The following is a 14,808-nucleotide window of genomic DNA, read 5'->3' on the forward strand; positions in this document are numbered from 1 at the left end:
TTTATTATAACAAATTTAACCAAGTATTTATATTTTTATTTCTCTTTATTCTTAACAGTTTTTATTGTATTAAATATATATTTATGTTTCTCATATTGCATACTTAAAACACCCAATAAGCATACAATATAAAAAAATAAGCTGTACTAGATATTTTACTAGTACAGCTTATAATTAATTCATTATCTTAATTCTGGCCAGAATTCTCTATTAGCTTCAATTAAATCATCTAGGATTTCTTTAGCAACTTTTACACTTGGTACTGTTTTTGATAGAGAAATTGCTTGCCATAATTTTTGATATGATTTTTCAATCCATGCATCAACAACTAATTTTTCAACTGCAACTTGTTGTTCCATTAATCCTTTTTGGAATCTTGGAATATCACCAATTCTTAATGGTTCTGGTCCATTACTTCCAACTAAACAAGGGATTTCAACCATTGCTGTTTTATCAAAGTTTTCTATTGAACCGTTGTTTTCAACTATTAATAACATTCTTTCTTGAGTGTTGTATGCTATTGCTCTAGCTAAATCAACTATATAAGATGCATGTTCATCTATTTCTAAAGTAGAACCTTGTGAAGTATTAGCTTCTGCAATTCTTCTACATTCTCCAAATACATGCTTTTCTCTTCCATCCATTACTTCATTTGCTCTAGTGTAGTTTTTATCCGAATGTTCAACTACATAGTCTGGGAACAAATAATATTTTAAATAAGTATTTGGAAGTGTAGTTGGATCTATTGCATACACATCTTTAGCTTTTCTATAAGTGTCACTCCAACTAGCATCTGTATGTTGCACTTCTCCTGTTGAATCTGTATCATATCCAATTTTAGCAACATGTTCTTTTATTTTTGGCATTAAATCATTTCCTTCTTTATCTGTGATGCTTGACCACCATCCAAAGTGATTTAAACCATAATACTTAACTATCATATCTTTTCTTGATTCTAATCCTGCTATCTTTGCCATACGCCCTTCAATTCCTATTGGCATATCACATATATTTAATATTTTTGAATTTGGAAGAAGTCTTCTTGTAGCCTCTGCAACTATGGCAGCTGGATTTGAATAATTTAACATCCACGCATTTGGTGAATATTTTTCCATATATTTAGCTATTTCAATTATTCCACCAATAGACCTCATGCCATACGCTATTCCTCCTGGTCCACAAGTTTCTTGTCCAACAACACCATGTCTTAGAGGAATTTTTTCATCCAATTCTCTCATAGCATATTTTCCAACCCTAATATGTGCCATTACAAAATCAACATCAGTAAATGCTTCTTCTGGATCTACTGTCGCTAAAAATTCAATATCTGGAGCTTTTTCTCTTATTAATATTTCACAAGCCTTTGCTATTGTATCTTGTCTTTCTTCATCATTATCATAGAATTTTATTTTTCTTATTGGAAATTTATATAAATTATCTAAAAGCATCATTACTATTCCTGGAGTAAAAGTACTTCCACCACCTGCTACAACTATTGAAAATTTTTTCATAATAAATACCCCCTAAATTAATACATATATTGTAATTTAATACTATCAAAACGTTTAAATAAATGCAATTAACTTTCACTCTTTAGATATTTTTCTACTTATTTTGTTATTTAGTTCTTTATCTTGTGAATATTCACAATACTAATAAATATTCACTATAAGAATCAAACACATTGCTGATACAAATAGTATAAACAAACTAAATATAAAATCTAAATCTAGTTTACTTTTTATAAATATTTCTTTGATATTAATTTCCTTAAAAGACTTTATTTTAAACGTCTTTATTATCGCAAAAACTATAAGAACAAATCCAAAAATATTTGCCACTAACCCTTGCGCTATTGCTATAATTATTAAATTTCTCTTTGCACTATTTACATCATTTTTCTCTTTAAGTATCTTAACAGAACGATTACATACATAGGCACAAAATATACCCAACATAGAAATTATAAATGCTAAAGTTATTTTACTATTCATTAATATCGGATCAAAAACACCTCTTCCACTTATTAATGATATAGCGTATAAGCACATCAAAAACACTAAAGGAATACTCAAACAAAAAAACATACTAATGCTTATCCATTTATAACTTATTTTAAACTCTTTATCCTTTAAACTATTAATTGTACTTCTTTTAGATACTACACCTTTTCTTACTGCTTTCATGCAATCATTCCTTTCTCTAAAAGCTTTTAATTATTTCATTAAAACTTCAACTTCTTCTCTAAATTTAACAACTGACATTCCTATTATTACTTGTACTGCCTTTCCTTTTTTAACAAGTCCATGAGCACCTGCCTTTTTAAACACAGAAACATCTTGAACTAAACTTGGATCTTTAACTGAAACTCTAAGTCTAGTTGCACAGTTATTAAGTTCTTCGATATTGTCAGCTCCACCTAAAGCATTTAATATAATTTGTGCCTTACTTAAATTAGTGCTGTCTATTTCTGCTGGACTTATACTATCCATAGCAACACCCATTCCCTTACTAGCCTTATAATCTGCTTTTGTATAAAGCTTAGTTTCCTCTTCATCATCTTCTCTACCTGGAGTTTTTAAATCAAGCTTCAAAATTAAAGTTCTAAATACTACAAAATATATTCCTGTAAATACTAATCCAATAGCAATTTGTTTTATATAAGTTCCACCATGACTACTAAATAAAGGAATCCAGTTTAGTGAAGCCCATTCAATTAATCCACCACCAAAATTACCAACTACACCAAATATATAAGCTGTTGCAGATAAAGTTGCTGCTAAAACTGCGTGGACTGCAAATAATAATGGAGCTATAAATAAGAATGTAAATTCTAAAGGTTCTGTAACCCCTGCCACTATTGCAGTTAATGTTGCAGGTATCAAAAGACCAGCTACTATTTTCTTTTTATTTTTCTTAGCTGTTGCATAAAATGCTCCTGCTATACCAACACTACCAAATATTTTTGACATTCCATGAAGTGCAAATCCACCTGCTGGGAATAATGTTTTAAGCGGTGCTGTTGACATTGAAAACTCTGTTAAATGAGTTGCCCAATAAGCTGTTATTCCACCATCAACAGCTATAGAGTCATACATAAACGGACTGTATACAAAGTGATGTAGCCCTGTTGGTATAAGAATTCTTTCTAAGAATGTATAAATCCAAACTCCAACTGCACCAGATGATAATAAAAATCCTTGTAATGATGCTATTGCTCCTTGAACTTTTGGCCAAACAGCTGCTACTAAAAATGCTATTGGTATCATGACAAAGAAACCAATTATAACTATTAGTGATGACCCCTTAAATATTCCTAAAACTTCTGGAAGTTCAACATCAAAAAACTTATTATGAATAGAAACAACAGTTAAAGAAATTAAAATAGCACCTATCATACCGGTATCTAAAGTTTTAATACCTGCAATATTAGCTAAACCACTTGTTCCTCCAACTTCTGCTGTAAAATCAACTCCAAAGCTACTTCCCCATGTTCCAAGAATCGCTCCTAAGAAATAATTAAAAGTCAAATATACAACTACAGCCTCCATACAAGCTCTAGCTTGTTGCTTTTTGGCAAGCCCTATTGGTAACCCTATTACAAATAGAAGAGGTAATTGATTAAATACTGTCCATGCACCTTGCTCTATGACATTCCACATTTGATACCAAAAAGTAGATTCACTTGCTATCGACCCCATTATTACTGGATTTTTAAACAATGTTGCAAATCCAACCATCATTCCCGAAAAAGCAAATAATAGTACAGGAGTAAACATAGCTCCACCTAATCTTTGAATTTTCTGCATCATATGCATCATCCCCCTTAATAATTTTATTTTAAAAGAACAAAATTAATTATTACTAATATTATTTTAATATTTATCAATGAAGTTATCTATATATTTGTATTTTTAGTTCTTTTTTACTCATTATTGGAAATGTTTACATGAATATGTGAAATTTCACATTATTTTGATGTTATAATAATTTAAAATAAGCATTATTTTTTATTTATATTTTCTATCCTATAGCCAATTTCCTTATTAGCAAATTTATATCCATCTTCAATTAACTGCTCTCTACTCTTAGCATTTCCAAGAATGTTATCTATAGTTAGCTGATTTCTATCCTTAAAATACTTATCTAAAAGACTTTCTTCAATATCTCTTTGGGAAGCTAATGAATAGTCATCTAATATATGATTTACATCAAATCCATGTTTTTCAAGTTCTCTTCCAACTAAAATGCTTCTATGACACCTTATAGGATCTTGCATAGCACCTAAAAGCACTATTTTATATCCTTTTTCTAGTCCTGTTTTAAGTCTTTTGATTCCTCTTAAAAATTCTTCTTCTAAAATAACCTTATCAAAATCAGCATATCCTTCTTTATTGTAAGAAACTTTCCTAACTCTTTTAGCCGCAAATTCTTCTCCCATGTAGATATAAGTAAATCCATTTTTTTTAAGTGTATATGCTATAACTTCCTTATCAAACCAAACGTTATACTTCGAGTAAGGTGTTCCTCTAATGTCTACAACGCAATTAATATCATAATACCTTAACATCTCCATAAGCCTTTCAACACTATAATTTGAATGACCCAAAGTATATATTTTCATAAGCATATCCCCTCTCATTTTTATAAATCATAAAAAAATTTTTCTACTGTTCTATTATAACTTTATTATTTACAGAAAATAGTTTGATATTTAACTTTTATTCTGAAATATAAAATAAAAAAACACTACATCAAAATAAACAACAAATTTATAATTGCTTATTTAAAACATAGCGTTTTTTTATAGTTAATGTCGATTTTAGTGTTTTAAAAATTAATTTACTTAAGAAATCTAAATTTATATAAATGAGCTTTACATCTTACTTCTTTTATTGCTTTTATTAAATACTTTTATTAGTTTTAAGACGGTATAACAAATGAAAACAATATTTAATATTATTACATTTTTCATATTTATATTTTTACTATTTAAATACGCAAATAAAATATGAACATAAATCAAACCATAAAACACATAAGACCATCTTTGAATCTTTTTCCACATTCCCCCCTTTAATTTTCTCTTTGCAAAATTAAATGATGTTACAAAAAGTGGAATCATTATAACAACTGCTAAGACACCTGCAATTGAATATATTATACGATTTGTAGTAAGATGCTTTCCGCTCATTAATATCATAATTAGTTTTAGTCCATGAACATAAATATGTGGGACTATTAATAACGATGCTACTATTGCAAGTTCAGCCCTTATTTTCATAAAATGTTTTGTTAAAGACATATTTCTGCTCATGACTCCCATAAACATAACAACAACAAATAAAAACGTAGATATATAACCATTATAAGTTAATTTTTCTATATATTTTAAATGACTTGGCAAAAAACTGCTTAATCTATTTAACTCACAATATGTAATCAACACAACCAATAATATGGCAAGTAAATATATAGCCCTATTATGCCTTTTTATATTTGATGAAATATATTCCAAATTAAATTACCTCCAGTAATCCTTTTAGTAACTTAACACTAATTAATTTTAATACTTTCATTTAAAAAGAGGGAGCTTTATCAAAAGATATAGCTCCTAAAAAAAGAGATGTCAAACGAAATTCTTTTAACCATATATGTGAATATTCAATTAAAAGTAAACTCTTTATCAATTAAACATTGTTTGTTTAATATGATCCGATTTTGTGGAAAAAACTTAATAACCAATGCTTTAAAAGTATTGACTTGTAAAATTATTTAATTTATCCTTCATTTAATTGATAATGATTTTCATTTACAGTTATATTGTAATATGTTTTTATACCATTGTCAATAATTTTGTTTTTAATTTACATTTTATTAATAATTTAAATTATTGAACAACTAAAAAATAATAAGTATTACTAAAATGGACAATTAGCAATACTTATTACCTTTTTTACAACTAATATTAATCTTTATTTTTTTGCTTATTTTCAGGAATTAATTGTTCCTCATATTTAAGAATACACTCCTATCTTTAAAAATTTTATCTTAAAAATGCGTTTCATCTATACTAATTTTATTTAACTCATTATTAATATTTTCTAACTCATTTTTTGTTAGTTTAATATTAACAGCCCCTAAATTTTCTTCTAATCTATGGATTTTAGTTGTTCCTGGAATAGGTACTATAAAAGATTTTTGAGCAAGTTCCCAAGCTAAAACTACTTGAGCTGGTGTAGCATTTTTATCTTTAGCAATTTCAAAAATTAAATCTAATAACTTTTGATTATTTTCCATAACCTCTGGCTTAAATCTTCCCATAAAGCTCCTAAAATCATTTTTATCATATTTTGTGTTTTTTGTATGTTTTCCACTTAAAAAACCATTTCCAAGAGGGCTATAAGCAACAAAACCAATCCCCAGCTCTTCACACACATCAAATAATTCTTTTTCTGGCTTACGCCATACCATAGAATACTGATTCTCTATAGCTGTCACTTTACACACAGCATGAGCACGTCTCATATAATCAATAGGTGCATTAGACAATCCTCAATGCTTTATTTTCCCCTCTTCTATTAATTTTTTCATTGTTCTTGCTACAACTTCTGGCTCTACCTTTGGATCTATACGATGTTGATAATATAAATCTATACAATCAACTTTTAAACACTTCAAAGAACCTTCTAATTGTTTCCTAATAGATTCTGGAGTGCTATCTAAAACATGTTCTAACTTTCCATCATTAATAACTGTTCCTGTTATACCAAACTTAGTAGCTATAACCACTTTTTCTTTAAAAGATTTTAATGACTCTCCTAAAAGTTTTTCATTATTTTCTCCATAAACCACTGCAGTATCAAAAAAATTACATCCCATTTCTACTGCTCTATGAATTAATTTAATCATTTCTTTTCTATCAGCAGCAGGTCCATAAGCATGATCCATCCCCATACATCCAAGCCCTATTTCAGAAACCTCAAGACCATCATTTCCTAAAATACGTTTTTTCATTTCCATCTCTCCTTTTAATAATCATAGTTTGCTATATTTAAACTATAATATATGTAGATTTTATTAATTTAAATTTCTTCTTTATATATAAATGATATATCTTTGAGTTAACTCAAAAGCAAGTATTTTTATTGCAGATTAATTATCCTTATAAATATATTTTTTCCAAAAAAAATATCATGGAAATACTATGTGAATATTCCATGATATTATTCTTACTACTATTAAAATAAATTTTAAAATTATAAATTCTCACCATTTGAGTTTATAACTTCTTTATACCAATTAAAACTCTTTTTTCTTAATCTATTTAAAGTTCCAGTTCCATCATTGTTTTTATCAACATATATAAAGCCATAACGCTTCTTCATCTCACCAGTTCCAGCACTTACAAGGTCAATACATCCCCAAGGAGTATATCCTAAAAGTTCAACCCCATCACCAATTGCCTCTTTCATTTGCTCAATATGAGCCTTTAGATAATTTATTCTATAATCATCATTAATTGAGCCATCTTCCTCAACTTTATCCACAGCACCTAAACCATTTTCAACAACCATTAATGGAATTTGATATCTATTATAAATTTTATTTAAAGTAATTCTTAATCCTACAGGGTCAATTTGCCATCCCCAATCACTTGCTTCCAAATAGGGATTCTTTAATCCCATTGAAAGATTTCCTCCTGTAGTTTCTACATCAGGATTGTTGCTTACACAATTAGACATATAATATGAGAAAGTATAGAAATCAACACATCCATTTTTTAAAGTTTCTAAATCTCCCTCTTCCATTTTTATTTGTATATCATTTTCTTTAAAGAAACGCTTAGCAAATCCTGAATATTCTCCTCTTACATGAACATCACCACATAAATAGTTTGAAAACTCTTCCTTTTGCTCTGCTAATAATACGTCTTCAGGGTTACAAGTATATGGATATTGAGCACCATATGCTATCATACATCCAATTTTAAAATCTTTATTTATTGAATGACCAAGTTGCACAGCCTTTGCACTTGCAACAAATTGATGATGAAGTGCTTGGAAACATTCTTGATTATGGTCTTTTTCAGATGGCCCAAATCTTAATTCTCTTATATCGTCAAACATAACTCCAGCTCCCATAAATGCTGCTGCAGGTCCATGAGTTAATATATTTATTTCATTAAATGTTAACCAATACTTAACTGAATCCTTATATCTATTAAATATAGTTTCACAATATCTTAAATAACAGTCGATAGTTTCTCTTCCTAACCAACCATTAAATTTTTTAGTTAATCCAAATGGAGTTTCATAATGAGATATAGTTACTAATGGTTCTATATTGTATTTTTTTAATTCTGCAAAAACATCATCATAAAACTTTAATCCTGCCTCATTTGGAACTAATTCATCACCATTTGGAAAAATTCTTGTCCAGTTTATAGACAGTCTAAATGTTTTAAATCCCATTTCAGCAAAAAGTGCTATATCCTCTTTATATCTATGATAAAAATCTATTGCTTCATGACTTGGATAGTATGTGTTATCTTCAAGCTCTGGAGTTATTCTTCTAGCTGTAGTATGTGTTCCCCCTGTCATAACATCAGCCGTACTTAATCCTTTACCACCTTCTCTATATCCACCTTCAAATTGGTTAGCAGCAGTTGCTCCTCCCCATAGAAAGTTTTTTGGAAATTTAACATCTGTTTTCATACTTATTCCCCCTAATTACTTTATATTTTATTTTTAATATCTATAACCTATAAGGTTACACATATCGAAAATAAAAATATTTTATCTAACTAAATTTTAATTAACTATATATTTAGGAAAGGTGAAAAAAATTTCACCTAACCTAAACATAATATCTATTTTATTTAAAATCTTATTAAGACATTACTGTTATTAGATTTTCTCCATATTCAATAATATCTTTATTTGTTTCTATAACATCTAAATACTTATCAAAATTTGTAATTATTACTGGAGTTTCTAAAGAATATCCTTCTCTTTTTATAGCATTTATATCAAACTCTAATAATACATCACCTTTTTTAATCTTATCACCTTGTTTTACTCTTGCCTTAAAATGTTTCCCCTGTAGCTTTACTGTATCCATTCCCACATGAATTAAAAGTTCTGCTCCGCTATCTGTTGTAATTCCTAAAGCATGAAGAGTTGGAAAAAGAGTTGTTAACGTTCCATCAGCTGGTGCAATAATTTTACCTTCTTTAGGCTCAATTGCTATACCTTTTCCTAATAACCCACTAGCAAAAGCTTCATCTTTAACATCTGATAAAGACTTAACTACTCCCTTTATTGGACTTGTCAATATTTCTCCTTTTATTATAGATTTCTTAACTGTTTCTACCACTTCACCATCAGTTAAATCTTCTTCGTCTAATTTGCCAAAGAAGAACATTAAAGCAAATCCTACTGCCAATCCAACTACCATAGCTATAGCCATTCCATATAAACTACTATCTATTCCTGCTGGATTTATATAAGATGGGAGAGCAAAAACTCCTGTTGCACCTGCTGAGTATCCTTTACATCCAAAAAATCCTACAACACCTCCAGTAACAGCACCACCTATACAACTTAATATAAATGGTTTTTTTCTTGGAAGAGTTATACCATAAATTGCAGGTTCGGTAATTCCAAATATTCCTGAAATTATTGCTGGAATACATAAAGATTTTAATTTTTTATTTTTAGCCTTAAGCATTATTGCAATTACTACTCCTGTTTGTGCAAAACATACTGGAACTGAAACTGCTAAAACAGAATCATAGCCTAAAACTGCTAAATTATTAAACGCTATTGGAACTAATCCCCAATGAAGTCCAAACATAACAAATATTTGCCAAAATCCACCAATGAATAAACCTGCAACTAATGGGCTAAAGTTATAAATAGCTGAAGTAACACTTCCTAATAAATCCCCTGCTGTTGATGTTATTGGTCCTATTACTATAAATGTTAAAGGCACTACAACTAATAACGTACAAAAAGGAACTAAAAATGTTTTAACTACATCTGGTATAATTTTTTTAAACATTTGCTCTATTTTAGAAGCTACATATACAGCTGCAATTACTGGAATAACAGTTGATGCATATCCGCTAGATGGCATAACTACTGGGATTCCTAAAAAGTTAATTGTTGTTCCTGCTAAAGCTGTAATAGTTGGATAAACCATAGAGGCTCCAATTGCTATACCTAAAAATTGATTTAATTTAAATTTTTTAGCTGCTGTATATCCTAAGAATATAGGGAAGAAATACATTAAGCTATCCCCTATTGAATTTAAAATTATATAACTACCTGAACCTTCTGTTACAAGACCTGTTGCTAAAAGAATAGCATTTACGCCTTTTATCATACCTGTTGCACATAAAACCCCAAGTATAGGTTGGAAAACTCCAGATACTATATCAATAAATCTATTAAGAGGATTCATCTTTTCTTCTACTTCCCCACTAGATGCATTATCACTAATTCCTGCAACACTACAAACATCAGCATAAACATCTGGCACATGATTTCCTATTACAACTTGGTATTGCCCTCCACTCTTTACAACGGTTACAACACCGTCCATCTTTTTTAATACATCTGTATTTGCCTTACTTTCATCTTTTAATTTAAAACGTAACCTAGTAATACAATGACATAAACTATTTATATTTTCTTTTCCACCTACATTTTTTATAATGTCTTTAGCTAAATTTTCATACTTCATAAAATTACCCCCCTTATTAAATTTTTTATAATATAAAAAGGCAATACTAGTATTAATAGAACTTAAAAAAATTCTATTAATACTGGTATTGCCTTGTAAATCCAAGTAACAATCCAAAATTATTTAATTTTAATCTTTAAATTATCTCTGAGTAACCCTTTGTATATGAATTGTTAAATATAACTTTTCATCATTTGACATATCAACTTCTAAAAACTTTTCTATTTTTAACATGCAGTTATATGCTTTTTTATATTTTTCTTTCACTTGTTCTAACAAATCATTATCTGATTCAATCATATTATTATCATTTAATCTTTTTAATAAAAATCTTAAATGTGTAATAAACCTATCATAATTCAGTGAATTTTCATCAATGTCTATATTATAAGTATACCTTATTATTGTCATTATTCCTTGAATATACTTGGCTATTTTTATAGCATCTAAACTTTCCTTTGATGAACAATTAATTTGAGCATTTATAATATGAAGAGCAATATTACTAGCTTCATCATTTGGAAGTCTTTTTTTGGTATATTCCTCAATAATATCTAATGCTTTTAACCCTACTTTATATTCTTTATTGTAAAATTTTTTTACTTCCCAACCTAAAATATTTGGTTTGCTAATTCCTTCATCATATAAATTTATTGAATGATTTATGTGATCTGTAAGTGTTACATAAATATAATCATTCAATTTAACATTTAAATTTGCCTTAGCATATTCAATGATATTTGAACATGCCTTAATTTGTTCTATTGGAACATTCTCTAATAAAGATTTAAATCTATCTGATGCATTATTTTCTTTTAAAATAAAAGTCTTTTCAATTAAATCTTTATCTAAAATATCTCCTGACCTCTTTTTAAAAGCTATTCCACATCCCATTGCTATAATTTCATCTTTATTTTTTTCTTTAGCTAGAACTACATTATTATTAAAAATTTTTTTTATAATCATCTTTGCAACCCTCACATCTTTTATGCAAACACATAAAACAAAAAATTTATTAAATGATTATATATTTTGTAAACGTCTAACTACTTTTAATATACCATTTTTATAATAAATTGTAAATACTGTTTTGTAACTTTTTTATTATTTTTATATATTTAACACTTATCTCTACTTTCTATTTAAATGGAATTTTATATAAATTTACTTATATAAAAGATTTTAAAGTTCAAAAATCAAATGAATTTTGATTATAACAATATATTCGCATTGTTAAAATTATTGTTTTACACTAGAATTTATTATAAAAAAATTATATAATTAAAATATGCATTTGACATATACATTTTTTCGTATATAATATAATTATAGAAAATAATTATTAAATAATATTTTCTATGGTTAAATAACGTTTATTATTAAATCATAAAATTTTACTTAAAGCAAAATAGAAATTTTCGCTTTATAAAACAACTTAACTTATAATTAATAATTCCTAATAATTCACACTTATTACTAAGTATAGAGTTTTAATATATTCTATTCTCTATATTACTGCCAGAAAAGACCATGAATAAATTCATGGTCTTTTTATCATTTTAATTAAGTTGAAATGTATTTATTATATAAAAATTATACAATTTTTTTTGATTTTAACATTTTTAATCTAATTGTCTTTACATCAATCCCAAAAAATTCAGCATATTCCTCTATTTCTTTATTATAATTTCTAAAATATCCTATAATAAACCTATAAAACTTTTTAGAAAAAGGATATTTATATATCATTTCTTGAGATTTCTCTCTAATTTTATCCTTTTTTATTTCTCCATCAATTAATTTATAATAAATATTATTTGCTTCTTTTTTACCTTTATTATCATAAAAAGCATTTATTTCATACCCTTTTTTTTCATTTATTATATCTATAATTGCATAATGGATACTAAAAACATCTTTGTATATACCCTTCTTTAATTTTTCTTTCGTCTCTATATCTTTAAAAATTTTTGTCATTTTATTATTAATTTTTATATCTAATTTTATATTTTCAAAAACGTTTCCAATGATACTTCCAATCTCATAAAGTACTTCTAAGAACTTTGACTCTAAAGATTCCTCAATAGATTTATATCCTCTACCACTAGACCTTACTAAACCCTTTTTTACAACTCTTCTAACCCGTCTATTCCTTCTTTTATATTTACTATCCATAAGATTATTATATTGCTCTTTTAAATTTAAGAAACTTCTTTTGAAATTTCCTAAGTAATTTTTACTATATTTCTCAAAGCAATTAAAATCTATGTTATTTATGCCTGCACTTTTTAAAACATAAAAACCTTTTTCTAAAGCATTATTTATAACCTTAAGCCCATCTTTATTACCTCGTATCATAAAATCATCAAGGCTTGTATACTTTTTATTAAATTTATTAATGAAATTTTGCGAGCTATCTAATGCTTCTTTATAAAATATATTTCTTATATCAATATATAATTTTTCCTCATCTTTAAAAGTTACATTTTTCCCTAACACATTAAAAGTTTTACTCATAAAACCATTCCATTCTTAAATCTTTTCTTAAATTTTATCATATTTTTACTTATAAATCTATAAAGTTGATTAGCATTAACAATTTATTAAATATTGTTTACAAGTAAACATTAGTTTATAATAATAATTGTTGCTTATTAACTATACAAAGGAGAAATATATGAATAGAGAATATTTATTAGGTGAAGAAAAATTACATAAAGCCATTTTTGTTTTAACCCTTCCTGCTACATTATCTGCACTTTCCACAGTCATTTATAATATTATAGATACTATTTTTATAGGTAAATATGTAGGGGATGTGGGCATAGCCGCTGTATCTATTTATCTTCCTATTCAAATGATTATTTCAGCTTCAACACTTCTTTTTGCATCTGGCATAGGTTCTTTTATTTCAAGACAAATAGGTGCAAAACACTATGATAAAGCTGAAGAATCCATAGGAACTCTTTTTGCTTTTATAACTACTCTTGCTATAATTTTATGTATTTTAGGAGTATCTTTTCCAAAACAAATTGTAGAATTATTTTCTGCTGAAGGTAGTATTATTCCATATGCTACAAACTATGCTAGAATGATGTTTATAGGGACACTATTTTTTCCTCTTTGTTTAGCATCAAATAATGTTATGAGAGCAGAAGGTAGCGCTAACTATTCAATGTATGGAACAGTAATTAGTATTGTTTCTAATATAATTTTAGATTATATATTCATAGTTCTTTTAAGATGGGGAGTTACAGGTGCTGGGCTTGCCACAACATTATCAAAATTTATAAACTTCCTTTATATAGTTTATTATTTTAAATTTAAAGCTATGTTAAAAATTAGAACTAGGTATATAAGATATAATATTGATATGCTAAAAAAAGCTATTCCTATTGGATTTTCAACATTTTTAAATCAACTTACAGGAAGTATCTCAATTGTTCTTTTAAATAATGTCTTATATTCTTTAGGAAGCACAGAATCTGTTGCAATTTATGGAATAGTTTATAAATTAACTTCACTTATTCAAAGGTCGGCTGGTGGATTTTCAAGAGGTTCTCAACCTTTAATTGGATATAATTTTGGTGCTAAAAACTTCAAAAGGATAAAAGACACCGTAAAGTTTAGTGCCATAATTTCAACCTCCATATGCTTAATAGCTACAATTATTATGATTATTTTTTCTAAAGATTTTGTGGCTATGTTCACTAACAATTTATCATTAATAAATAATTGTAGCCATGTTCTTAGAATTACTCTTTTAGCTTCACCTCTTCTTGGCGTATATTTTTTATCTATTGCTTTTTATAGAGCTATTGGATATGCAAAACAATCTATAATTCTATCAATGTTAAGAAGAATTATCTTTTTTATACCAATGCTTTATATACTTCCCTATGTATTTAACTTAGGGGTATTAGGCGTTTGGATAGCACTACCTTTATCTAATCTTATTGCATCTTTAGTTGCAATATGCTTTTTAATCAAAGATTCAAAATTTACTAAAAAATAAAATTATATAAATAATTTATAAGTAAAAAATCACAATATATGTTG

The 14,808-nt window shown here is 27.3% G+C and carries 10 protein-coding genes and 1 pseudogene; 1 reads left to right on the top strand and 10 read right to left on the bottom strand.

Annotated features, from left to right (window positions below; translation table 11 throughout):
* Positions 1–182: 182 nt before the first annotated feature.
* From HH195_RS10595 to HH195_RS10640, 10 genes and pseudogenes are all read right to left on the bottom strand, one after another.
* Positions 183–1,511, bottom strand: a complete 1,329-nt coding sequence (locus tag HH195_RS10595) for a 6-phospho-alpha-glucosidase (RefSeq protein ID WP_196371058.1) — start codon at positions 1,509–1,511, stop codon at positions 183–185.
* A gap of 141 nt (positions 1,512–1,652) precedes the next feature.
* Positions 1,653–2,186, bottom strand: coding sequence for a hypothetical protein (locus tag HH195_RS10600; RefSeq protein ID WP_196371059.1), 534 nt, complete (start codon positions 2,184–2,186; stop codon positions 1,653–1,655).
* A gap of 30 nt (positions 2,187–2,216) precedes the next feature.
* Positions 2,217–3,812, bottom strand: a complete 1,596-nt coding sequence (locus tag HH195_RS10605) for an alpha-glucoside-specific PTS transporter subunit IIBC (RefSeq protein WP_196371060.1) — start codon at positions 3,810–3,812, stop codon at positions 2,217–2,219.
* Positions 3,813–4,003: 191 nt separating this feature from the next.
* Positions 4,004–4,624 (bottom strand): DUF488 domain-containing protein, encoded by a 621-nt coding sequence (locus tag HH195_RS10610; RefSeq protein WP_058993445.1) that lies wholly within the window; start codon positions 4,622–4,624, stop codon positions 4,004–4,006.
* A 252-nt stretch (positions 4,625–4,876) separates the two neighbouring features.
* Entirely contained in the window at positions 4,877–5,518 is a 642-nt protein-coding gene (locus tag HH195_RS10615) for a ferric reductase-like transmembrane domain-containing protein (protein WP_196371061.1), read from the bottom strand.
* Between the two features lie 533 nt (positions 5,519–6,051).
* A pseudogene (locus HH195_RS10620) lies at positions 6,052–7,017 on the bottom strand (aldo/keto reductase).
* Positions 7,018–7,259: 242 nt separating this feature from the next.
* A complete protein-coding gene (locus HH195_RS10625; RefSeq protein WP_055258889.1) occupies positions 7,260–8,717 on the bottom strand; it encodes a glycoside hydrolase family 1 protein in 1,458 nt (485 codons plus the stop codon).
* Positions 8,718–8,892: 175 nt separating this feature from the next.
* Positions 8,893–10,749 carry a beta-glucoside-specific PTS transporter subunit IIABC gene (locus HH195_RS10630; protein WP_196371062.1) on the bottom strand — a complete coding sequence of 619 codons (1,857 nt, stop codon included), beginning with the start codon at positions 10,747–10,749 and terminating at the stop codon, positions 8,893–8,895.
* 141 nt (positions 10,750–10,890) lie between these two features.
* On the bottom strand, positions 10,891–11,715 hold the full coding sequence (gene licT, locus HH195_RS10635) for a BglG family transcription antiterminator LicT (protein WP_055258893.1): 825 nt from the start codon (positions 11,713–11,715) through the stop codon (positions 10,891–10,893).
* A 627-nt stretch (positions 11,716–12,342) separates the two neighbouring features.
* Positions 12,343–13,266 carry a hypothetical protein gene (locus tag HH195_RS10640; RefSeq protein WP_055258895.1) on the bottom strand — a complete coding sequence of 308 codons (924 nt, stop codon included), beginning with the start codon at positions 13,264–13,266 and terminating at the stop codon, positions 12,343–12,345.
* 160 nt (positions 13,267–13,426) lie between these two features.
* On the opposite strand from HH195_RS10640, the gene HH195_RS10645 reads away from it, so the two are divergent.
* Complete coding sequence (locus HH195_RS10645; protein WP_196371063.1) at positions 13,427–14,764, top strand: MATE family efflux transporter; 1,338 nt, start codon at positions 13,427–13,429, stop codon at positions 14,762–14,764.
* The last annotated feature ends 44 nt before the right edge of the window (positions 14,765–14,808 follow it).

It is taken from the genome of Candidatus Sarcina troglodytae, assembly GCF_015708635.1.
Taxonomy (GTDB): Bacteria; Bacillota; Clostridia; order Clostridiales; family Clostridiaceae; genus Sarcina; species Sarcina ventriculi.

What these genes read in the sequence shown, in the direction of transcription:
- licT (WP_055258893.1), bottom strand. Translation starts at nt 11,715, where the DNA reads ATGATTATAAAAAAAATTTTTAATAATAATGTAGTTCTAGCTAAAGAA.
- HH195_RS10600 (WP_196371059.1), bottom strand. Translation starts at nt 2,186, where the DNA reads ATGAAAGCAGTAAGAAAAGGTGTAGTATCTAAAAGAAGTACAATTAAT.
- HH195_RS10610 (WP_058993445.1), bottom strand. Translation starts at nt 4,624, where the DNA reads ATGAAAATATATACTTTGGGTCATTCAAATTATAGTGTTGAAAGGCTT.
- HH195_RS10625 (WP_055258889.1), bottom strand. Translation starts at nt 8,717, where the DNA reads ATGAAAACAGATGTTAAATTTCCAAAAAACTTTCTATGGGGAGGAGCA.
- HH195_RS10605 (WP_196371060.1), bottom strand. Translation starts at nt 3,812, where the DNA reads ATGATGCAGAAAATTCAAAGATTAGGTGGAGCTATGTTTACTCCTGTA.
- HH195_RS10645 (WP_196371063.1), top strand. Translation starts at nt 13,427, where the DNA reads ATGAATAGAGAATATTTATTAGGTGAAGAAAAATTACATAAAGCCATT.
- HH195_RS10630 (WP_196371062.1), bottom strand. Translation starts at nt 10,749, where the DNA reads ATGAAGTATGAAAATTTAGCTAAAGACATTATAAAAAATGTAGGTGGA.
- HH195_RS10640 (WP_055258895.1), bottom strand. Translation starts at nt 13,266, where the DNA reads ATGAGTAAAACTTTTAATGTGTTAGGGAAAAATGTAACTTTTAAAGAT.
- HH195_RS10595 (WP_196371058.1), bottom strand. Translation starts at nt 1,511, where the DNA reads ATGAAAAAATTTTCAATAGTTGTAGCAGGTGGTGGAAGTACTTTTACT.